Raw genomic sequence first — 20,718 nt, forward strand, 5'->3', positions numbered from 1 at the left:
CAACGTGCGGCGGTTTCCTTTTGTAGGGTCGCCAATCGCACGGCACTGCCAGCCGTGCGGGCTGACCGACCGGGCCCGGGCCTTGTGCAGGGCCCGGCTTGTTGACCTATGGAGACGAAAACATGGCCACCATCCCCATCACCAAGCGCGGCGCAGAAAAGCTCAAGGAAGAACTGCACCGCCTCAAGACCGTGGAGCGGCCCGCGGTGATCACTGCCATCGCCGAAGCGCGTGCACAGGGCGACCTGAGTGAAAACGCCGACTACGACGCCGCCAAGGACCGCCAGGGCTTCATCGAAGGCCGCATCCAGGAAATCGAAGGCAAGCTGTCGGTGGCGCAGGTGATCGACCCCAGCGCCGTGGACGGTGGCGGCAAGGTGGTGTTCGGTGCCACGGTCGAGCTGGAGGACGAAGAATCCGGCGAACCGGTCAAGTACCAGATCGTGGGCGAGGACGAAGCCGACCTCAAGCAAGGCCTCATCAATATTTCGAGCCCGATCGCCCGTGCGCTGATCGGCAAGGAAGAGGGCGACACGGCCGAAGTGCAGGCTCCGGGTGGCATCCGCCGCTACGAAGTGGTGGGTGTGAGCTACCAGTGACGGCAAAAACCGGCGGCATCAGCATGCGCCAGAGAGTTCCCGCATTGGTGGCGGCCCTGTGGTGGGGTAGCCTCACCACCATCGGCTTCCTGGTGGTGCCCATGCTTTTTGCGCACCTGCCGTCGCCTTCCATCGCCGGCAACATGGCAGCCAGGCTGTTTGCTGCGCAGACCTGGGTGGCCGTGGTCTGCTGCGCGGTGTTGCTGCTGCTTTCACGCCCGAAACACGCTGTATCGCAATACCAGTGGGCGCGGGCAGCTATGGTTTTCATACTGGGCGGCATGCTGTTGGCGCTGGTCTCCCAGTTCGGCGTGGCACCGCGCATCGTAGCGCGCCAGGACCTGCGCCTGTGGCACAGCGTGGGGTCCGCAATGTACCTGCTGCAGTGGGGCTGCGCCCTGGCGGTGCTGTGGAACACGCTGCGCCCGGATGCAGCGGCGGTCCCTGCCGAAGAGGCTGCCGGTACGCGCTAGAGGGTATTGCAGCGGCCATAGGGCTGCGGCGCTGAGAGTATTCCCTTGCACCCGCTGGCCCGCGTTGCGAGCCTGCGCGTCATTCCCGCCAGTGCTCGCCCACCCACGCCGCAGGGCGGATGTAGCGGAATCTGCGGTTGCGGCGCCCCGCCAGCGCATCGGGGGGGTTGCATTCCCCATGGAAGATCACGATGCGTGCCCCCGGCGGCACGGTAGGAGGCCGCCAATAGTTGGTGGGCCAGGGCGGAATGCCATGGTATTTGAAGCTCGGGCACCATTGGGCAGGCCAGTATTGCAGCTTTCCCTGCTTGTGCAGGAAGTCCGAGAGGTAGGCCTGCTCGTTGCGGAATTCCTGCCGGATCTCGGCGAAATGGGCGCGGAAATGCTCCAGCACATCAGGGTGTGCCCCGAGCTCGAACCGGTAGACCGACGAGTTGCCCGTGATGCGCCAGGGGCGCTTGTAGTCGTGGATGATCAGGAACTCGCCCGGCTGGGTGAAGAAATCATCCAGGCTGCCGGTGACGACCACGTCCACATCGAGGAAGAGGGCGGTGCCCTTGAGCCCGTGCAGGTCGGCAGCAAAGGTGGCGAGCTTGGTCCAGCCGCGCTCCGGAATGCCCGCCGGCAGGTCCAGAGGAGGGATTGGCAGGCACAGCACCTCGCCGCGGATGCCTGCACTGTCGTCCGTCAGGCAGACGAATCGGAAGTCGCCCGAGAGGTGCCTGCGCACCATTGCATACAGCCGGTTGACGTACTCGGGGCCATATTTCGTGCCCCACTTCATGCAGAGGATGTGGCGGACGGGGGCGGGGCTGGCCGGGGCGGCAGGCGCTGCAAGGGTTGCAGTTACTGCGTGTGGGCTCATCAGTCCGCCTGGCGCTTCTTGATGGACTTTTGCTTGGGCTTGGCGCGTTTGATCTGGCCGCCCGATGTGAGGCGCTGGTTGCCCAGCACGCGCAGCTGCTTGATCTCGGGGCGCTGGCCGCCGCGCTTGCTGAACTTGAGCACCTTCACATCGCGCGGGCCGGGCATGCGGTCTTCGTCCACCGCCCGCTCCTTGGCCGGAACAGGCCGCCACAGCACCAGCAACTTGCCGATGTGCTGTACGGGCGCGGCGTTGAGCTCGGCCGCGAGCTCCTGGTACATCAGCTCGCGGGCCGCGCGGTCGTCGCCGAACACGCGTACCTTGATGAGCCCGTGGGCGTTGAGGGCGGCGTCCACCTCTTTCTTGACGGCAGGAGTGAGGCCGTCGCCGCCGACCAGGACCACGGGGTCAAGGTGGTGGGCATCAGCGCGGTGAATGCGGCGCTCGGCCGGAGTCAGTTGAATTTGGGGCATGGGCCGTATTATCCCCGCCCCTGCCGGACAGGCGCGGTATTTTGGTGGCGCTGGGGCAATGGTGCAATGGCCTGCAGCGCCTGCCGAGAGACAATAGCGGTGTATGAAAGTCAAAACCCAGAGCAAGAAGGTCAACAAGGCCTGGCTGAACGACCACGTCAACGACACGTACGTCAAGCTGGCCCAGAAAGAGGGCTACCGCGCGCGGGCGGCCTACAAGCTCAAGGAAATCGACGAGCAGCTCGGGCTCATCAAGCCCGGCCACACCGTGGTGGACCTGGGCTCGACGCCCGGGGCCTGGAGCCAGTACCTGCGCCGCCGGCTGTCGCCCACAGGCGCTGCGGCAGGGCAGCTCAACGGCGCGATCATTGCCCTGGACATCCTGCCCATGGAGCCCATCGAGGGCGTCACGTACCTGAATGGAGACTTTCGGGAGGCCGATGTGCTCGCGCGGCTCGAAGCAGCGCTGGACGGCCGGGTCGTGGACGTGGTGGTGTCGGACATGGCGCCCAACCTGTCAGGTATCGAGTCGGCGGATGCCGCGCGCATCGCCCACCTTGTGGAGCTGGCCGTGGATTTTGCTTGCAACCATTTGAAACCGGACGGGGCCCTGGTGGTCAAGCTGTTCCACGGCAGTGGCTACAGCGACCTGGTCACGCTGTTCAAGCAGACCTTCAAGGTGGTCAAACCCTTGAAGCCCAAGGCCTCGCGCGACAAATCGTCGGAGACCTTTCTCGTGGGAATGGGGCTCAAGAACTCGGGCTGAAGTGCCTTGCGCGAGGTCAAGAAACGTGAATTGCAGCCGCAAAGCCCGTGCTGTTTCCATGGCCGCTAGGGGGAATAGGGGTGGCCGGGTGGCTTGAAAGACCTAAAATGGGCCGCACATGCGAGCCGTGACGGTAGTGTGTCCGTTTTCTGTTTCCTGCAACTGGAGCCCCGCTTGAACAATCAGTGGTTTTCAAAAATTGCCGTGTGGCTGGTCATTGCCATGGTGCTTTTTACGGTGTTCAAACAGTTTGACACCCGTGCAGGCGCCAGCGCAGGCCACGTCGGCTACTCGGAATTCCTCGAGGAAGTCCGCAGCAACCGCATCAAGAGTGCAACCATCCAGGAAGGCCAGGGCGGCACCGAGATCGTGGCGGTCACCAACGACGACCGCAAGATCCGCACGACCGCGACCTACCTTGATCGCGGCCTCGTGGGTGATCTCATCAACAACAACGTCAAGTTCGACGTCAAGCCCCGCGAAGAAAGCTCCCTGCTCATGACCCTGCTGGTCAGCTGGGGCCCCATGCTGCTGCTCATCGGCGTGTGGGTGTACTTCATGCGCCAGATGCAGGGCGGCGGCAAGGGCGGGGCCTTCAGCTTTGGCAAGAGCAAGGCGCGCATGCTCGACGAGAACAACAACCAGGTCACGTTCGCGGACGTGGCGGGCTGCGACGAAGCCAAGGAAGAGGTCAAGGAAGTCGTGGACTTCCTGAAGGACCCCCAGAAGTTCCAGAAGCTCGGCGGCCGCATCCCGCGCGGCCTTCTGCTGGTAGGCCCTCCGGGCACCGGCAAGACCCTGCTGGCCAAGTCGATCGCGGGTGAAGCCAAGGTGCCGTTCTTCAGCATCTCGGGCTCGGATTTCGTGGAAATGTTCGTCGGTGTGGGCGCGGCCCGTGTGCGCGACATGTTCGACAACGCCAAGAAGAACGCCCCCTGCATCATCTTCATCGATGAAATCGACGCTGTGGGCCGTCAGCGTGGCGCCGGCCTGGGTGGTGGCAACGACGAACGCGAGCAGACCCTGAACCAGATGCTGGTCGAGATGGACGGCTTCGAGACCAACCTCGGCGTGATCGTGGTGGCTGCCACCAACCGCCCCGACATCCTGGACGCTGCCCTGCTGCGCCCCGGACGTTTCGACCGCCAGGTCTACGTGACGCTGCCCGACATCCGCGGCCGCGAGCAGATCCTGAACGTGCACATGCGCAAGATCCCGATCGGGCAGGACGTGGCGCCCAGCATCATCGCCCGCGGCACGCCCGGCATGAGCGGCGCCGACCTTGCCAACCTGTGTAACGAGGCTGCGTTGATGGCCGCACGCCGCAACGCGCGCACCGTGGAAATGCAGGACTTCGAGAAGGCCAAGGACAAGATCCTGATGGGACCCGAGCGCAAGAGCATGGTCATGCCCGAGGAAGAGCGCCGCAACACGGCCTACCACGAGTCTGGTCACGCACTGATCGGCAGGCTGCTGCCCAAGTGCGACCCCGTGCACAAGGTCACCATCATTCCCCGTGGTCGCGCCCTGGGCGTGACGATGAGCCTGCCCGAGCAGGACCGCTACAGCTACGACCGCGAGTACATGCTCAACCAGATCAGCATGTTGTTCGGTGGCCGCATCGCCGAAGAAGTGTTCATGAACCAGATGACCACCGGCGCCAGCAACGACTTCGAGCGTGCCACGCACATCGCACGCGACATGGTGACCCGCTATGGCATGACCGAAGCGCTGGGCCCCATGGTGTATGCCGAAAACGAAGGCGAAGTCTTCCTGGGCCGATCAGTCACCAAGACCACGAACATGAGCGAGCAGACCATGGAGAAGGTCGACAGCGAAGTGCGCCGCATCATCGACGAACAGTACAACCTGGCCCGCCGCCTGATCGAAGAGAACAGCGACAAGATGCACGCCATGGCCAAGGCCCTGCTCGAATGGGAAACCATCGATATCGAGCAGTTGGACGACATCATGGCCGGCAAGGAGCCCCGTCCACCCAAGGACTGGACTCCACGCACGCCCCCCTCGTCGGGTGGCGACAATTCGAGCGGCGGCACACCGGCCGTTGCCACGGACACCGCTCCTTCGGCTGCCTGACGGCCTGGGGTGCGTTTCCATCGCTGAACGAACGGGGCCTTGTGCCCCGTTTTTCTGTTCAGCGTGCCGGATGTTGCCCCGCTTTTGCCCGACGCTCCGATCCATGCCATCTGGGCGGGCCGTCCCGCTGCAGCTTGATTTCAAAGAGCCTTTTTTCCTGCGATAGACCATGATCTGGCAGACCTCCCGTTTCGTCATCGACCTCAGCCGTCCGCAGATCATGGGGATCGTCAATGTCACGCCGGACTCGTTCTCCGACGGTGGACACCATGGGTCCACGCTGGCTGCATTGCAGCATTGCGAGCAGTTGCTGAAGGACGGCGCGGACATCCTCGACATCGGTGGCGAATCCACGCGCCCCGGCAGCCCGCCCGTGCCGCTGGACGAAGAACTTGCCCGCGTGGTGCCGCTGGTGCGCGGCGCCGTCAGCCTGGGCGTGCCGGTCTCCGTGGACACCTACAAGCCAGAAGTCATGCAGGCCGTGCTGGACCTGGGGGCGGACATCGTCAACGATATCTGGGCGCTCCGCCAGCCGGGTGCTGCGGCGGCTGTGGCGGCGCACCCGCGCTGCGGCGTTTGCCTGATGCACATGCACCGCGATCCGCAGACCATGCAAGCCGCGCCCATGGACGGCGACGTCGTGGCTCAGGTGCTATCTTTTTTGCAGCTGTCGGCGCAGAATCTGCAAGCGCTGGGCGTTCAGAAAGACCGCATCGTGCTCGACCCCGGCATCGGCTTTGGCAAGACCGTGGCGCAGAACTTCGCCCTGCTGGCCCAGCAGCAAGGGCTTCGCAATATCGGCCATGCCGTGCTCGCCGGGTGGTCGCGCAAGTCGTCGCTCGGCGCGGTGACGGGCCTGGCGGTGGACCAGCGCATGGTCCCCAGCGTGGCCGCCGCCTTGCTGGCGGTTGAGCGCGGCGCATCTGTGGTGCGCGTTCACGATGTGCGGGACACGGTGCTTGCCTTGAAAGTGTGGGGCGCGATGCGCCAGCAGGCCTTGGATTGACGTTGCGGTGCCTGCCGGCGTCCGGCGGGCTCGCGGCATGACCGATTTCCAGAGCGCTGAAGGGCGGCTGGGCAACCCATAACGAGATCAACACGAGGAGACGCTTCAACATGACGCGCCAGTATTTTGGAACCGATGGCATCCGCGGCACCGTGGGCCAACCCCCCATCACTCCGGACTTTGTCCTGCGCCTGGCCCACGCTGTGGGGCGTGTGCTGCGAAGGACGGAAGAGCGCCCGACAGTGCTGATTGGCAAGGACACCCGTATTTCAGGCTACATGCTGGAGAGCGCGCTCGAATCCGGGTTCAACTCCGCTGGCGTGGACGTGGTGCTGCTGGGCCCCCTGCCCACGCCTGGCGTGGCCTACCTGACGCGCGCCCAGCGCGCCAGCCTGGGGGTGGTCATCAGTGCCAGCCACAACCCCTACCCGGACAACGGCATCAAATTCTTCAGTGCCCAGGGCACCAAGCTGTCCGATGAGTGGGAGTTGGCCGTAGAGGCTGCCTTGGCCGAGCCACCCGTGTGGGCTGATTCCGCCAACCTGGGCAAGGCGCGGCGCCTGGAAGATGCCGCCGGCCGCTACATCGAGTTCTGCAAGAGCACCTTTCCGCAGGACCTCACCCTGAAGGGCCTGAAAATCGTGGTGGACGCCGCACACGGCGCGGCCTACCAGGTGGCGCCCAAGGTGTTCCATGAACTGGGGGCCGAAGTGCTGTCCATCGGCTGCTCTCCCGACGGCCTCAACATCAACCGCGACGTGGGCGCCACGCACCCCGATGCCTTGGCCCGCGCAGTGCGTGCCAACCGCGCTGACTATGGCATAGCGCTCGACGGCGATGCCGACCGCCTCCAGGTGGTCGATGCCACCGGCCGTTTGTACAACGGAGATGAACTGCTGTACCTCATGGCCGCGGACCGCATGGGCCGGGACGAGCACGTGCCCGGCGTGGTGGGCACGCTGATGACCAACATGGCAGTGGAGGTGGCCCTGCAGGCACGCGGTGTGAAGTTCGTGCGCGCCAAGGTGGGCGACCGCTACGTACTGGAAGAACTGGCGCGCAACTGTTGGGTGCTTGGCGGGGAGGGTTCCGGCCACCTGCTGGCGCTTGACCGCCACACCACGGGCGACGGCCTGGTCAGCGCACTGCAGGTACTGCAGGCCTGCGTGCGCAGCGGCAGAACCTTGGCCCAGTTGCTGGCGGATGTCACGCTGTACCCACAGGTGCTGCTCAACGTGCGCCTGGCCCCGGGGCAGGACTGGAAGGCCAACCGCCTGCTGGAGGAGACCACGCGCAGCGTGGAGCGGGAGCTGGGCGCTACCGGCCGGGTGCTGATTCGCGCCAGCGGCACCGAGCCGCTGCTGCGGGTGATGGTGGAAGCGCGCGATGCCCAGCAGGCCAGCCTGTGCGCCCAGAAGCTCGCCGACGCTGCCCGCGCCGGCTGACCATGCGCACCCGGCGTTGGTCTGCGGGGCGGGCGGCCCGGTCTGCTGTCGTTTTGGCCGCATCGGCCGTTCTGGAGTCTTTCGATGTCCCCCGCGTCTTGTGCCCCACCCATCATCACTGTCCGGCGTGTGGACTACGGCAATGCCCGCGAAGCCCAGGCCCTGGTCGGTCTGCTCGACGGCTATGCGCGGGACCCCGCCGGCGGCGGCGCGCCGCTGTCCGACGCGGTGAAGCAAGGGCTTCCGCAGGCTCTGCGCCAGCGGCCGCAGGCTTTCAGCGTGATCGCCTGGGCGGCCGAGCCAGGCTCGCCGTACGGCGAAGTTCCTGTGGGGCTGATCAACTGCCTCGAGGGTTTTTCGACTTTCGCATGCAAGCCGCTCGTCAACGTGCATGACGTGGCCGTCGCGCCGCAGTGGCGAGGCCACCGCATCGCGCAGCGCATGCTGCAGGCGGTGGAGGCTATCGCACGCGAGCGTGGGGCTTGCAAGCTGACGCTGGAGGTGCTGTCGGGCAACCACAGCGCGCTGCGCGCCTATGAGCGCGAAGGCTTTGCGGCCTACACTCTGAAGCCGGGCATGGGGCAGGCGCAGTTCCTGCAGAAACCGCTCCAGGATGCTGTTGCGCACCCGCTGCCGGCGGCCCACTGACATTTTCCCGGGAGACCAGACCGATGAACACACCGCTGCGCCAGATCTGCGCGCTGGCCCTGCCTGCCCTGGCGGCCCTGGTGGTTGCACCCGCCGCACATGCCGGCAAGACACTTGATGGCATCAAGGCCCGGGGCCAGGTGGTCTGCGGCGTCAACACGGGCCTGGCAGGGTTTGCCGTGGCGGATGCCAGCGGCAGGTGGTCGGGCCTGGATGTGGATGTCTGCCGTGCCCTGGCCGCGGCAGTGCTGGGCGACGGACAGAAGGTCAAGTATGTGCCGCTGGACGTGCCCCAGCGCTTCACCGCGCTGCAGTCCGGCGAGGTGGATGTGCTCTCGCGCAACTCCACGTTCTCACTCACGCGCGATGCATCGCTCGGACTGCACCAGACGGTGGTGACTTACTACGACGGCCAGGGCTTCATGGTGCCCGCCAAGAGCAAGATCAGGAATGCCCGCCAACTCAAGGGGCAGGCAGTGTGCGTGCAATCGGGGACCACTACCGAGAAAAATCTGCTCGACTATTCGCGCACCCACAGCCTGGACATCAAGCCGGTGATGTTCGAGAAGATTGATGCGGCGACGGGGGCGTATCTGGCGGGCCGCTGCATCGCATACACGACGGATGCATCGGGCCTCGCGTCCCTGCGCAGCCGTGTTCCCAACGGCTCGGCCGTGCACACCATCCTGCCCGAGCTGATCTCCAAGGAGCCGCTCGGGCCCATGGTGCGCCGTGGGGACGACGAGTGGTTCGCGGTGGTCAAGTGGGTGATCTACGGCCTGATCGAGGCCGAGGAATACGGCGTGACCCAGGCCAACGCGGACCAACTGAAAGCCAGCAGCGCGCAGCCGGTGGTGCAGCGCCTCCTGGGGTCATCGGACGATACCGGCAAGCTGCTTGGGCTGGACCGCGACTGGATGCTGCGCGCCATCAAGACCACGGGCAACTACGGGGAGATTTTCGAGCGCAACGTGGGCCCGAAGTCGGCGCTGGGACTGCCGCGCGGCCTGAACAACCAGTGGAACAAGCAAGGGCTGATGTACGCCTTTCCGATGCGTTGATCCAGAGGATTCTGAGGGCGACGGCCAGGCGTTCCGCCAGTGATTGCGTCCATCGATGTACCGATGAAGGCGGGGATTGAATTGCTGCTAAAAATGTAGCTGCTTGCGCTTTCTCATCCAGCGGTAGAAGCCATTTTTACTGAATATTGCTGGGTTTTGGGCCTGGATCTGAGGCCTTCGAGGCGTCCTCAGTGCAGCCGCTGCCGCATGAAGGCTTCCAGCTGCGGCGCCGCCAGCGGCATGCTGAAGTGGTAGCCCTGCGCCTCGTCGCAGCCCTGCGCCAGCAAGAAGGCCAGTTGGCCCTCGGTCTCCACGCCTTCTGCGGTGGTGCGCATGCCCAGCGCCTGGGCCATGCGGATGATGGCGCTCACGATGGCGCGGTCATTGCCCTCGTCGCCCAGGTCGCGCACGAAGGACTGGTCGATCTTGAGCTTGAAAATCTGAAAGCGCTTGAGCTGGCTCAGCGACGAATACCCCGTGCCGAAGTCATCCATCGACATGCGCACGCCGCGCGCATGGAGCTGGTCCATGGTGGCGACGGCGGCATGGGGGTCGTCCACGGCCACACCTTCGGTAAGCTCCAGCTCCAGCGCGTCGGGGGGCAGGTCGATCTCTGCGAGGATGCGGCTCACCATTTCGGGAAGTTGCGGCTGCCGGAACTGGATGGCAGACAGATTGACCGCCATCCGCAAGTTCGGAAACCCGCTGCTGCGCCACTCCTTGAGCTGGGCGAGCGCCGTGCGCAGCACCCATTCGCCGATCTGCAGGATCTGGCCACTGTCCTCGGCAATCGGGATGAACTCGGCCGGCGACACGCCCCCGAACTGCGGATGCTGCCAGCGCAGCAGGGCCTCGACGCTGCGCACCGCACCGGTGGTCAGGCTCATCTGGGGCTGGTAGTGCAGGTGGAACTGGTTGCGCTCGAGCGCGCGGCGCAGGGCGTTCTCCAGCTGCAGCGCACGCACGGACTGGGCCTGCATCTCGGGCGTGAAGAACTTGAACGTGTTGCGCCCGTCAAGCTTGGCACGGTACATGGCCACGTCGGCCGACTGCGTCAGCGTGTCGAAGTCCGCGCCGTCCTGTGGGAACAGCGCGATGCCCATCGAAGGGGCCATGGTGAGCTCATGGTGGTCGATCTGGTAGTGCTGGCGCGACGCCTCCTGCAGCTTGCCAGCCACGCGCGCCGCGCCGTGCGCGTTGGCGCCTGGCAGCAGCAGGACGAACTCATCGCCACCCAGGCGCGATACCGTGTCCTTGTCCCGCACCACGGCGCGCAGCCGCTTGGCGATCTCCACCAGCAGGGCATCGCCCACCCGGTGACCCAGCGAGTCGTTCACATGCTTGAAGTGGTCCAGGTCCAGGAAGATCACGGCCAGTGGCGTGTTGCCCTCCTGCGCGACACGAATGGCCTGCTGCGCGCGTTCGGACAGCAGGGTGCGGTTGGGCAGGCCGGTCAGGGCGTCGTAGTGGGCCAGCCAATAGATGCGCTCCTGGTCCGCCTTGCGGTCGTTGATTTCGCGGTGCAGGTTGTCCACCGTCTCGCGCAGTTCGCGGGTGCGGTCCTGAACCTGCTGCTCCAGGTCCTCGTGCGCGCGCGCCAGGGCGGCCTGTGCCGTCTTGCGCTCGGTGATGTCCATGGTGATCCAGATGGCACCCTGCGATGGGTCCGACGGGTCCAGGGATTTGCTGCGCACTTCGCAGATGACGGGGGTTCCGTCCTTGCGGCACAGCTCCACCTCGCCTTCGTAGGTCAGGCCGGCAGCCATGAGCGGATAGCACCGGCGACCCACTTCGTTCCAGGCCTCGTCGCTGGCGTACCAGCGGCGCGAGGGGCTGCCCGCCAGTTCGCCGGGCTGGTAGCCCAGCATTTGCTCGAAATGGTGGTTGCAGCGGGTCAGGTGCCGGTCGCGCAGGAAGACGATGCCCACCATGGCGCTGTCGAACAGCAAGTGCTTTTCACTGACTGCCGCACTCAGGGCCGCCTGGGCACGCTTGTGCTCGTCGATGTCGTCGACGATCCATATCGAGCCTTCGGTGGTGTCCTGTGGATTGATGAGCCGCCCGGTGAGGCTGCCCCAGAACAGGCTGCCGTTGCGCCGCCTCAGCGTGCGTTCAATGCGAAACGACTGGCCTTGAGCCAGCACGGGGTAGGCCGTGCGCCCCAGTTCCCGGAAAGAGTCCCGGTCCGGGTAGAACGCCTCTGTGTTGAGCCCCACCAGGCGTTCCGCACTGGCGTACCCAAAGATCTCGGCGTAGCGCTGGTTGCAGCGCACCACGCTGCGCTGGCGCAGAAAGACGATGCCGACGCCCGCGCTGTCCAGCAGGGTTTGCTGTTCGCGCAGAGCGCGCTGCAAGGGCGTGTCGGGGGCGGCTCCAGGGCGCTGCAACTCTGGAGCACCATAGGGCGCGGACATGGGAACCGAAGGGAAATGGGGGACCGAGGGGGAATTTGTACCAAAGTGTAGCAGCGCTGCCTTACAAGCCCCGTGGCGTGGATTTTCCGGGTGGCTGTGTCGCCAGGCACAGGGCTGACGCCGCCCGGCCTGCACCGGGCATGCCTTGGACAAGACAAGCGAGGCCCTCCGCCCCCAGAGCGTGGGTAGTCAGGCCGGCGTGTGCGCGTGCTCGCGCAGGTAGGCTTCAAAGTCCTGGGCGGGGAGGGGGCGGCTGAAGAGATACCCTTGGCCTTCGTCGCAGCCCTGCGCCCGCAGGAATTCGAGCTGGCCATCGGTCTCAACGCCTTCGGCGGTGGTCTGCATGCCCAGTGCCTGTGCCATGCGGATGATCGCGCTCACGATGGCGCGGTCGTTGGCATCGTCTTCCAGGTCCCGCACAAAGGACTGGTCGATCTTGAGCTTGTAGATCTGGAAGCGCTTGAGATAGCTCAGCGACGAATAGCCCGTGCCGAAGTCGTCCATCGACAGGCGCACGCCGCGGTCGTGGAGCTGGTCCATCATGGCCAGTGCGGCGGCCGGGTCGTCCACGGCGGCGCCTTCCGTCAACTCCAGCTCCAGCCGGCGTGCCGGCAGACCGGCTTCGTGCAGGCAGCGCGTGACCATTTCGGGCAACTGCGGATGCCGGAATTGCACGGCCGATACGTTGACAGACACCGCGCGCAGCGGCAACTGCAGGTCTACCCAGCGCTTGATGTCGTTTACCGCAGTGCGAACCACCCACTCCCCGATGGCCACGATCATGCCGCTGCTCTCGGCCACGGGCACGAACTCGGCGGGCGACACCATGCCCAGATCCGGGTGGCGCCAGCGCAGCAGCGCTTCCGCGCCCACGACCTGGCGCGTGGTCAGCGAGACCTGTGGCTGGTAGTGCAGCTCGAACTGGTTGCGCTCCAGCGCGCGACGCAATGCGTTTTCTATCTGCAGGGCGCGGGCCGTGCGGGCCTCGAGGTCGGCCGTGAAGAAGCCGTAGCGGTTGCGTCCGTTTTGCTTGGCGCGGTACATGGCTGCATCGGCCCGCTGGTACAGCGTGTCGAACGAATCGCCATCCGCCGGGTACATTGCGATACCTATCGACAGGGTGGTCGTCAGCTCGTACGGGTCGATCTGGAAAGGCTTGGCCGCGGCCGTCAGCAGCAAGTTGGCCATCTCCGCCGCCGCCGATGCCGATGTGGAGGGCAGCAGGAGCAAGAATTCATCACCCCCCAGGCGCGAGACGGTGTCATGCGTCTGCAGCAGCGACTGCAGCCGGCGCGCAACCGCCACCAGCAGGATGTCTCCGACGCGGTGGCCTAGCGAGTCGTTGACGTTCTTGAAGTGGTCCAGGTCTACGAAAAGCAGTGCCAGTGTGCCGTTGCGCGCGCGCTCGTCGTCAATGTGCCGCTGCGCACGCTCGGCCAGTAGCGCGCGGTTGGGAAGCTCGGTGAGCGCATCGAAATGCGCCAGGCGCTGTATCCTGTCCTGCGCCTCGCGCTGCTGTGTGATGTCGCGAAACAGTGTGATCGAATGCGTCACCACGCCCTTGCCATCACGCACGCTGCTGACCGACAGCCACTGGGGGTACACCGACCCGTCCTTGCGGCGCCCGCGGACTTCGCCTTCCCAGTGGCCGTCCTGTGTCAGCCGGGCATAAACGGTGTCGGCATCGAAATCCCGCACCGATTCGGCCGCCGTGAGCAGCCGCACGGGTTGACCCATCGCCTCTGCCTCCGAATACCCTGTGATGCGAGAGAAAGCGCGGTTGATGCGCACGATGGTGTGGGTCGCGTCGGCAATGAGGATGGCTTCGCTGCTCTGGTCGAACACTTGCGCGGTGAGTTGCAGTTGCTCCTGCGCTCGCTTGCGTTCCGTGATGTCCCGCGACAAAACGATGTACCGGGCGGGCTCGTTCTGAGCAGGCGCCTTGCGCGCGCAGGACATTTCGAACCAGCTCGTGCCCATGCCGGGAAGATCCACCATGATCTGCCGCCCGGTGGACCAGCCCTGGCGCTGTGCCTCCTGCAGCACGTCCATCACCGCGAGGGCCGCCAACGCGGGCAGCACCTCCGTCACGTTGCGCCCAATGAGCTCTTGCGCCGGTGCCATCAGCAGTTCGGGCCGCTGGCTGTGCACGCTGCAGTAGCGGCCTTCCTCATCGATCTCGAACAACGGGTCGGGAATGGCGTCGATGGTCGCGCGCAACTGCTGTTGTGTCGCATGGATCTCCGCTGTGCGTTGCTCGACCTGCTGTTCAAGTCGCTTCTCGTGGTCCTTGAGCTTGAACAGCAGCCAAGCGAGGTAGGCCATCATCAGCGCGAACACCAGCCCCAGTCCACAGCGTACGGCCAGCACTGCGGGTTCGCCCCAGCCCTTGGCGGGGGCGAGGCTCAAAACCCATTGCCCATTGGGCAGATCGAGCGGCCGGTCGACCGAATCGCTGGCATTGGGCTGGGGCGTGGATGCTGCAATGGTCTGCTGGTCCTGCGAGCCGGGCCGCAAGCGCCACAGACGGTAGTGGTAGCCGCGCAGCGTCAATTGGGGGAGCCGCGCCACTGCCAGTACTTCCTGCAGCCGGATCGTGACGTAGGTGAACCCCCAGAAGGTGCGCTTGCCGTGAATGTCGTCCAGGTAGACGGGCTGGCGCCCCACCACGCCCAGCCCGCCCTGCACCAGCTCGACCGGGCCTGCCAGTGTGAGAAGGCCTGATTCCCGGGCGCGTGCCGCTTCCGGGCCCTGGCGGGGGTCGTTGAGCTGGTCAAACCCAATGAGGTTCTCGTTACCCCGGCGAGGAACCACCTGCCTGACCACCCCCTGGGGCGCCAGGCCCATGGCCGCGATTCCGGGGTAGAAGGGCAGCATCTGCGCGCCAATCTCCTCGAACTGCGGCACCGCGCCGTGGCCCTGCCGCACCAGGGCCACAAGCGTGTTGTTGGCCGACAGCGCGAGCTCTATCGCTCTTTGCAGTGCCTGCACATGGTCGCCGGCGATGTCGGCCACCTGGGTGCGCTGCTGCTGGCGCTCCTGCCGCTCCAGTGTCCATATCAGGGTGGCCGCGCAGACGGCAGCCAGCACAAAAAACGCCACCGAGCCTGTGAAGGACCTGCGGGAGCGGGTGGTGGTAAGGGTGGGCACAGCGTGGTTTCCTCAAACCATTATGCAGGCGGTGGGACCGCTTGCCGTGTTGTGGAAAACGCTTGCATGTCATCGCGTTGACATGCCTTCGACATGGCAATGTCACCCGGCCAACCCACACTCGGGAACAGGGACGAAGGTCCCAGGCTGCGGTGGGAGCACCCGCCGGGCCGTCCCACATCAGGAGATGTTGCACCATGAATGAGCTGCCCGCCTCGACCCCCGCCGCGAACCACGGCGCCCCTGCCCATGGCGCATTGACTGCCCCAGCCATCCTGTCTGGCGAGAGTCGGGCGGTGCCGGAGCGTGGTGCCATCGAAGTCAGCTGGGCGAGGCATGAAGATGAGGTGCGCCAGGCACAAAGGCTCAGGTTCGACGTGTTCGCAGCAGAGATGGGCGCTCGATTGACGACCCCCATCCCTGGCCACGACGTGGACCTGTTCGACGATTACTGCGAGCACCTGCTGGTGCGCGACGGAGAGAGCCAGCAAGTCATTGGGACTTACCGCGTGCTCACGCCAGCGCAGGCCCGGCGCGTCGGCAGCACCTACAGCGACACCGAGTTCGACCTGACCCGCCTGCGTACCCTGCGTCCCCGCATGGTGGAGCTGGGGCGAAGCTGCGTGCACCCCGACCACCGCCATGGTGGCGTGATCATGGCGCTGTGGAGCGCGCTGGCGGACTTCATGGTGCGCAACCAGCTCGACACCATGATCGGCTGCGCCAGCATTCCCATGCTGCACAACGGCGTGATCAGCGGCGATGCGGCCGCCAGTATCTGGAACCAGGTGCGCCAGACGCACCTGGCCCCCATTGAATACCACGTGCTGCCCCGCTTGCCACTGCCCATCGAGCAGCTAGATGGGTCAGTCTTCGTGGAACCGCCGGCCCTGATCAAGGGCTACCTGCGCCTGGGCGCGCGGGTCCTGGGCGCCCCCGCGTGGGACCCGGACTTCAACACTGCGGACCTCCCCATGCTGATGCGCCTGGCGGACCTGCACCCCCGCTACCGCAAGCACTTCCTGGGGGCCTGATGCGCGCGGCGTTCGACGCGCTCGGCCACTGGACTGCGCACGTGGGAGGTGGTGGGCAGGGCACTGCCGCCGACGCCGAAGACGACGTGCATCCTCCCGGCCACCGCCACCTGCGGGCCGTGTTCATCTCCGACCTGCACCTGGGCACGCCCGGCTGTCAGGCCGAAGGGCTGCTCGACTTCCTCAAGCACCACCCCAGCGACCACCTGTACCTGGTCGGCGACATCGTGGACGGGTGGCAGTTGCGCCGCCGCTGGTTCTGGCCTCAGGCCCACAATGACGTGGTGCAAAAGCTGCTGCGCCGTGCGCGCAAGGGCTGCCGTGTGGTGTTCGTGCCTGGCAACCATGACGAGTTCGCACGCGCCTTCGTCGGCCACTCGTTCGGCGGCATCGAAGTGGCCGAGGACACCGTGCACACCACTGCCGACGGTCGTACCCTGTGGGTGACCCATGGCGACTACTTCGACGGCGTGATCCAGTGCGCCAAGTGGCTGGCGTACGTGGGCGACAACCTGTATGAGTTCACCCTCAAGCTCAACCGATACCTGAACACATTGCGCGCGCGCATGGGGCTGCCGTACTGGTCGCTCTCGGCCTACCTCAAGGGCAAGGTCAAGAAGGCACTGAACTACGTCACGGACTTCGAGGTGGCCGTGGCGGCAGAGGCGCGCCGCAGGGGGCACGACGGCGTGGTGTGCGGGCACATCCACCGCGCCGAGATGCGCGAGATCGACGGTACTTTGTATTGCAACGACGGCGACTGGGTGGAGAGCCACACCGCGCTGGTCGAGCACATGGATGGCAGGCTGGAGCTGATCCAGTGGCATGCGCCTTCGGCGCCGCGTGCCACGTCGGCGGTGACCACGGAGGCCATGGTATGAGCGCTATGAGAATTGCCCTGGTGACGGATGCCTGGCTTCCGCAGGTCAATGGCGTGGTAACGACACTGCTCGAGCTGGTGCGCGAGCTCGAGGTCCTGGGGCACGATGTGCAGGTGATAGAGCCCGGGCAGTTCAAGACACGCCCGTGTCCAGGCTACGCCGGCATCGACCTGGCGGTGAGCCCCGCCAGGCAGGTGGCCCTCACGCTCGACGCCATGCAGCCCGACGCCATCCACCTGGCCACCGAGGGGCCCCTGGGCTGGGCAGGGCGGCGGTATTGCCTGCGCAACCGGTTGGCGTTCACGACCGCCTTTCACACTCGATTTCCCGAGATACTGAATGCGGCAGCGCGCGTGCCGTTGTCCTGGGGCTATGCGCTGTTTCGCCATTTCCACCGGCCGTCGTCCGGGGTCATGGTGCCCACGCAGGGCGTGCTGCAGATGCTGGCGCAGCGCGGCTTCGCGAACTTGCGTCTGTGGACCCACGGAGTGGACACGCAGGCATTTTCCTTCCACGGCGAGGTGGCCCACAGCCCGCTCACGGGCACCCTCGCCCATCCGGTAGCCCTGTACGTCGGCCGCGTGTCATACGAGAAGAACATCGAGGCCTTCCTGCAATTGGAGATGCCCGGCACCAAGGTGGTCTGTGGTGTGGGGCCGCTGGAGGCGCGCCTCAAATCGCGCTATCCGCAGGTCCGCTGGCTCGGCATCCTGGACCGGGAGGCCTTGGCACAGGTGTATGCGGCGGCGGATGTGTTCGTGTTCCCCAGCCGCTCGGAAACATTCGGCCTTGTCATGCTCGAAGCCATGGCCTGTGGAACGCCGGTGGCCGCCTTTCCGGTGGAAGGGCCGATGGAGGTGTTGGGCGCTCACGCCGGAGATGCGCCGCAGGGCGGCGTGCTCCATGACAGTCTGCTCACCGCAGCGCAGGAGGCGCTCGCCATACCCCGGTCCGCGGCGCGCGCTCGTGCGCTGGATTTCAGCTGGTCCCACGCGGCGCGCGTATTCGAGCAGCATCTGGCGCCCGCGCGCTCCAGTTCCGTGACGGCGGGCCTGCCTGTCACAAAGTCTGTCACATCATTGTCATCTGGGCGTTAAATACTGAGGCCATCCTGCACTAGCCGCGCTTGCGTACCCATGCTGCCTTTGCCTTTCGATGACGCTGCCGCCCTACGGTGTGATACCGCTGCCATGAACGAAAATCCTCCCGTCGCCCTGTCACAGGACCGTCGCGATGGCGCGCTGGCTGTGCAGGCACATGGGGCCCCGTTTTCTGCCTTCCTCGACCGGGATCACAGCATCCTGGCTTTCAACGAGCGCGTGCTGGACTGGGCTGCGCGCAGCGACGTGCCTCTGCTGGAGCGGCTGCGCTACCTGTGCATCGTCTCTTCCAATCTCGACGAGTTCTTTGAAGTCCGCGCTGCGCCCCACATCACGGCGGCACAAAAGGGCGAGACACAAGGCCGGTACTCCACAGCATCCTTCGAAGCCGTGGCCGCCAAGGTGCACGATCTGGTCGAGCGGCAGTACGCGCTCTATAACGACGCACTGGTGCCCGCCTTCGCCGAGCACGGCATCCGCATACTGGGGCATGGGGAGCGTTCGCCGGCGCAAAAGCGCTGGGTGCAGGAGTACTTTGCGAGCGAGGTGCGGCCGCTTCTCATTCCGGTGGGGCTCGACCCGGCGCACCCTTTTCCGCAGGTGGCCAACAAGTCGCTCAACTTCATCGTGCGCCTGAAAGGCCGTGATGCCTTTGGCCGCGAAAACGAAATCGCCATCGTCAAGGTGCCGCGTGCGCTGCCCAGGCTCATCCGCGTTCCGCAGCGCGTGGCGCCCGGACAGACGCTGTTCGTGAGCCTTTCCAGCATCGTGCGATCCCACCTGGAAGAGCTGTTCCCCGGCCGCGAAGTCACCGAGTTCTCGCAGTTTCGCGTGACGCGCCATTCGGACCTCGCACTGGACGAGGAAGACGTGCGCAATCTGCGGACCGCGCTGCGCCAGGGGCTGCAGCACCGCCACTATGGGCAGGCCGTGCGGCTGGAGGTGTCGTCCGGCTGCTCGCAGTTCCTCTCGGACTTCCTTCTGGCACAGTTCGGGCTGCCTGCGGCTGCGCTGTACCGCGTCCAGGGCCCCGTCAACCTGGTGCGGCTGACCCAGCTGGTGGATCTGGTGAACGATTCCTCGTTGCTGTTTGCGCCGTGGAACTCGGCCTGGCCCCGCCAGTTGCAGCCGGGTATGCCGATCATGGAGCAGATGCGCCGCCGCGACGTGCTGATCCACCAGCCCTTCGAGAGCTTCGACGGACTGCTGGCCTTCCTGCGCGAGGCCGTGAACGACCCCGATGTGCTGGTCATCAAGCAGACCATCTACCGCACGGGGTCGGACTCCGAACTCATGAATCTTCTGACCGAGGCGGTGCGCCGGGGCAAGGAAGTGATGACGGTGGTGGAGCTGAAGGCCCGCTTTGACGAAGAGGCGAACATCAACTGGGCCGAAGCGCTGGAGTCCATCGGCGCGCAGGTGGTGTACGGCGTGGTGGGGCTCAAGACCCACGCGAAAATGCTGCTGGTCACCCGCCGGGAAGGGCGGGAGCTCAAGCGCTATGGGCATCTTTCCACCGGCAACTACAACACGCGCACCGCCAGGCTCTACACCGATCTGAGCTATCTCACCGCAGATGAGGACATGACCGCCGACATGGATGGCGTGTTCAACCACCTGGCCAGCCAGAACCGGCCGCCCCGGCTGCGCAAGCTCATGCTGGCGCCGTTCCATCTTCACAGGCGCATGCTGGAGAAGATCGAGCAGGCAGGGCTGGCGGCGAGCCGCGGGGAGGACGCGCGCATCGTCGCCAAGATGAACGCACTGACGGACGAGGCGCTCATGCGCGCGCTCATCCTGGCCGGGCAGCGGGGCGCGCGCATCGACCTCATCGTGCGCGGTGCCTGCATGCTGCCGGCGCAGGTGCCAGGCCTGACAGACAACATCCGCGTGCGTTCGGTCATCGGCAGGTTCCTGGAGCACACGCGGGTTTTCTACTTCCTGGCCGGCGAGCAGGAAGACCTGTACCTCTCCAGCGCGGACTGGATGAATCGCAACATGATGCGGCGCGTGGAGCTGGCCTGGCCCGTGACCGACCCGGCGCTGCGCCAGCAGATCGTCGACGAGTGCCTGGTGGCCTATCTGCATGACAACCGGGATGCCTGGACCTTGAACGCAGAGGGCGGGTACGACCGCGCGCAGCACCCTTCGGATGGCATAGGTGCCCAGGACGCATTGATGGTTCGCTACGGGCCCGTGCCGCCCGCGGGGGCTGTCGAGCAAGGGGCGGCATGATGGACCTCATCCTGTGGCGGCACGCCGAGGCGGAAGAGCCGCAAGAAGGCCATGACGACCTTGCGCGCGCACTGACGCAACGTGGGGAAAAGCAGGCAGCGCGCATGGCCGCCTGGCTGGACCGTCAACTGCCTGAAGGCTTGCGCGTGCTGGCCAGCCCTGCACGGCGCACCGAACAGACTGCGAGCGCCCTCGGGCGCAAGTTCAAGATGCGGGCGGAACTGCTGCCCGGCGGCACCCCGCAGGAGCTGCTGGAGCTTGCGCAGTGGCCGCGCGCCAAGGGCGCCGTGCTGGTGGTGGGCCACCAGCCCGTGCTGGGCCAGACCATCGCGCAACTGATGGGGTTGCAGGCGGCCGACTGCACCGTGCGCAAGGGCGCCGTGTGGTGGCTGCGCCAGCGGCATCGCCTGGATGAAAGCCAGACGCTGCTGCTGACCGTGCAGTCTCCCGATCTTCTCTAGGCCGCAACCA

17 protein-coding genes are annotated in these 20,718 nt (G+C 65.8%); 13 read left to right on the top strand and 4 right to left on the bottom strand.

Going from position 1 to position 20,718, the window contains the following annotated elements; all coding sequences use genetic code 11:
* The first annotated feature begins 122 nt into the window (after positions 1-122).
* Both greA and KW835_RS11620 read left to right on the top strand, forming a co-directional pair.
* Positions 123-599 carry a transcription elongation factor GreA gene (gene greA / locus KW835_RS11615; protein ID WP_218382543.1) on the top strand — a complete coding sequence of 159 codons (477 nt, stop codon included), beginning with the start codon at positions 123-125 and terminating at the stop codon, positions 597-599.
* Between the two features lie 23 nt (positions 600-622).
* The gene (locus KW835_RS11620) at positions 623-1,072 is read left to right on the top strand and encodes a DUF4149 domain-containing protein (protein ID WP_218382779.1); all 450 of its coding nucleotides are present in this window, start codon (positions 623-625) and stop codon (positions 1,070-1,072) included.
* A gap of 79 nt (positions 1,073-1,151) precedes the next feature.
* On the opposite strand, the gene KW835_RS11625 is transcribed toward KW835_RS11620, so the two are convergent.
* Positions 1,152-1,937 (bottom strand): glycosyltransferase, encoded by a 786-nt coding sequence (locus KW835_RS11625; protein ID WP_218382544.1) that lies wholly within the window; start codon positions 1,935-1,937, stop codon positions 1,152-1,154.
* Positions 1,937-2,410, bottom strand: coding sequence for a YhbY family RNA-binding protein (locus KW835_RS11630; protein WP_218382545.1), 474 nt, complete (start codon positions 2,408-2,410; stop codon positions 1,937-1,939). Before KW835_RS11630 ends, KW835_RS11625 begins: the two co-directional genes overlap by 1 nt.
* A 103-nt stretch (positions 2,411-2,513) precedes the next feature.
* Here KW835_RS11630 and KW835_RS11635 point away from each other — a divergent pair, with 103 nt between their 5' ends.
* The 6 genes from KW835_RS11635 to KW835_RS11660 all read left to right on the top strand — a co-directional run bounded on the left by KW835_RS11635 (position 2,514) and on the right by KW835_RS11660 (position 9,433).
* Positions 2,514-3,176 (top strand): RlmE family RNA methyltransferase, encoded by a 663-nt coding sequence (locus KW835_RS11635; protein ID WP_218382546.1) that lies wholly within the window; start codon positions 2,514-2,516, stop codon positions 3,174-3,176.
* A gap of 174 nt (positions 3,177-3,350) precedes the next feature.
* Entirely contained in the window at positions 3,351-5,273 is a 1,923-nt protein-coding gene (gene ftsH / locus KW835_RS11640) for an ATP-dependent zinc metalloprotease FtsH (protein ID WP_218382547.1), read from the top strand.
* A 169-nt stretch (positions 5,274-5,442) separates the two neighbouring features.
* On the top strand, positions 5,443-6,279 hold the full coding sequence (gene folP, locus KW835_RS11645) for a dihydropteroate synthase (protein WP_218382548.1): 837 nt from the start codon (positions 5,443-5,445) through the stop codon (positions 6,277-6,279).
* A gap of 110 nt (positions 6,280-6,389) precedes the next feature.
* On the top strand, positions 6,390-7,724 hold the full coding sequence (gene glmM, locus KW835_RS11650; protein ID WP_218382549.1) for a phosphoglucosamine mutase: 1,335 nt from the start codon (positions 6,390-6,392) through the stop codon (positions 7,722-7,724).
* An 84-nt stretch (positions 7,725-7,808) separates the two neighbouring features.
* Positions 7,809-8,372 (top strand): N-acetyltransferase, encoded by a 564-nt coding sequence (locus tag KW835_RS11655; RefSeq protein ID WP_218382550.1) that lies wholly within the window; start codon positions 7,809-7,811, stop codon positions 8,370-8,372.
* A gap of 23 nt (positions 8,373-8,395) precedes the next feature.
* Entirely contained in the window at positions 8,396-9,433 is a 1,038-nt protein-coding gene (locus tag KW835_RS11660; protein WP_218382551.1) for an amino acid ABC transporter substrate-binding protein, read from the top strand.
* Positions 9,434-9,621: 188 nt separating this feature from the next.
* Here KW835_RS11660 and KW835_RS11665 read toward each other — a convergent pair whose 3' ends face one another.
* Positions 9,622-11,847 (bottom strand): EAL domain-containing protein, encoded by a 2,226-nt coding sequence (locus KW835_RS11665; protein ID WP_218382552.1) that lies wholly within the window; start codon positions 11,845-11,847, stop codon positions 9,622-9,624.
* 189 nt (positions 11,848-12,036) lie between these two features.
* On the bottom strand, positions 12,037-14,997 hold the full coding sequence (locus tag KW835_RS11670; protein ID WP_218382553.1) for an EAL domain-containing protein: 2,961 nt from the start codon (positions 14,995-14,997) through the stop codon (positions 12,037-12,039).
* Positions 14,998-15,194: 197 nt separating this feature from the next.
* On the opposite strand from KW835_RS11670, the gene KW835_RS11675 reads away from it, so the two are divergent.
* The 5 genes from KW835_RS11675 to KW835_RS11695 all read left to right on the top strand — a co-directional run bounded on the left by KW835_RS11675 (position 15,195) and on the right by KW835_RS11695 (position 20,708).
* Entirely contained in the window at positions 15,195-16,031 is an 837-nt protein-coding gene (locus KW835_RS11675; RefSeq protein ID WP_255593483.1) for a GNAT family N-acetyltransferase, read from the top strand.
* Positions 16,031-16,912, top strand: a complete 882-nt coding sequence (locus KW835_RS11680; RefSeq protein ID WP_218382554.1) for a UDP-2,3-diacylglucosamine diphosphatase — start codon at positions 16,031-16,033, stop codon at positions 16,910-16,912. Before KW835_RS11675 ends, KW835_RS11680 begins: the two co-directional genes overlap by 1 nt.
* A 5-nt stretch (positions 16,913-16,917) precedes the next feature.
* Positions 16,918-18,009 carry a glycosyltransferase family 1 protein gene (locus KW835_RS11685; protein ID WP_218382783.1) on the top strand — a complete coding sequence of 364 codons (1,092 nt, stop codon included), beginning with the start codon at positions 16,918-16,920 and terminating at the stop codon, positions 18,007-18,009.
* A gap of 93 nt (positions 18,010-18,102) precedes the next feature.
* A complete protein-coding gene (gene ppk1 / locus KW835_RS11690; protein ID WP_218382555.1) occupies positions 18,103-20,247 on the top strand; it encodes a polyphosphate kinase 1 in 2,145 nt (714 codons plus the stop codon).
* On the top strand, positions 20,244-20,708 hold the full coding sequence (locus tag KW835_RS11695) for a histidine phosphatase family protein (protein WP_218382556.1): 465 nt from the start codon (positions 20,244-20,246) through the stop codon (positions 20,706-20,708). Before ppk1 ends, KW835_RS11695 begins: the two co-directional genes overlap by 4 nt.
* The last annotated feature ends 10 nt before the right edge of the window (positions 20,709-20,718 follow it).

Source organism: Acidovorax sp. sic0104, from assembly GCF_019219095.1.
GTDB lineage: Bacteria > Pseudomonadota > Gammaproteobacteria > Burkholderiales > Burkholderiaceae_C > Acidovorax.

Coding starts and splice junctions, on each gene's coding strand:
- greA (WP_218382543.1), top strand. CDS start 123: ATGGCCACCATCCCCATCACCAAGCGCGGCGCAGAAAAGCTCAAGGAA.
- KW835_RS11620 (WP_218382779.1), top strand. CDS start 623: ATGCGCCAGAGAGTTCCCGCATTGGTGGCGGCCCTGTGGTGGGGTAGC.
- KW835_RS11625 (WP_218382544.1), bottom strand. CDS start 1,937: ATGAGCCCACACGCAGTAACTGCAACCCTTGCAGCGCCTGCCGCCCCG.
- KW835_RS11630 (WP_218382545.1), bottom strand. CDS start 2,410: ATGCCCCAAATTCAACTGACTCCGGCCGAGCGCCGCATTCACCGCGCT.
- KW835_RS11635 (WP_218382546.1), top strand. CDS start 2,514: ATGAAAGTCAAAACCCAGAGCAAGAAGGTCAACAAGGCCTGGCTGAAC.
- folP (WP_218382548.1), top strand. CDS start 5,443: ATGATCTGGCAGACCTCCCGTTTCGTCATCGACCTCAGCCGTCCGCAG.
- glmM (WP_218382549.1), top strand. CDS start 6,390: ATGACGCGCCAGTATTTTGGAACCGATGGCATCCGCGGCACCGTGGGC.
- KW835_RS11655 (WP_218382550.1), top strand. CDS start 7,809: ATGTCCCCCGCGTCTTGTGCCCCACCCATCATCACTGTCCGGCGTGTG.
- KW835_RS11660 (WP_218382551.1), top strand. CDS start 8,396: ATGAACACACCGCTGCGCCAGATCTGCGCGCTGGCCCTGCCTGCCCTG.
- KW835_RS11665 (WP_218382552.1), bottom strand. CDS start 11,847: ATGTCCGCGCCCTATGGTGCTCCAGAGTTGCAGCGCCCTGGAGCCGCC.
- KW835_RS11675 (WP_255593483.1), top strand. CDS start 15,195: ATGAATGAGCTGCCCGCCTCGACCCCCGCCGCGAACCACGGCGCCCCT.
- KW835_RS11680 (WP_218382554.1), top strand. CDS start 16,031: ATGCGCGCGGCGTTCGACGCGCTCGGCCACTGGACTGCGCACGTGGGA.
- KW835_RS11685 (WP_218382783.1), top strand. CDS start 16,918: ATGAGAATTGCCCTGGTGACGGATGCCTGGCTTCCGCAGGTCAATGGC.
- ppk1 (WP_218382555.1), top strand. CDS start 18,103: ATGAACGAAAATCCTCCCGTCGCCCTGTCACAGGACCGTCGCGATGGC.
- KW835_RS11695 (WP_218382556.1), top strand. CDS start 20,244: ATGATGGACCTCATCCTGTGGCGGCACGCCGAGGCGGAAGAGCCGCAA.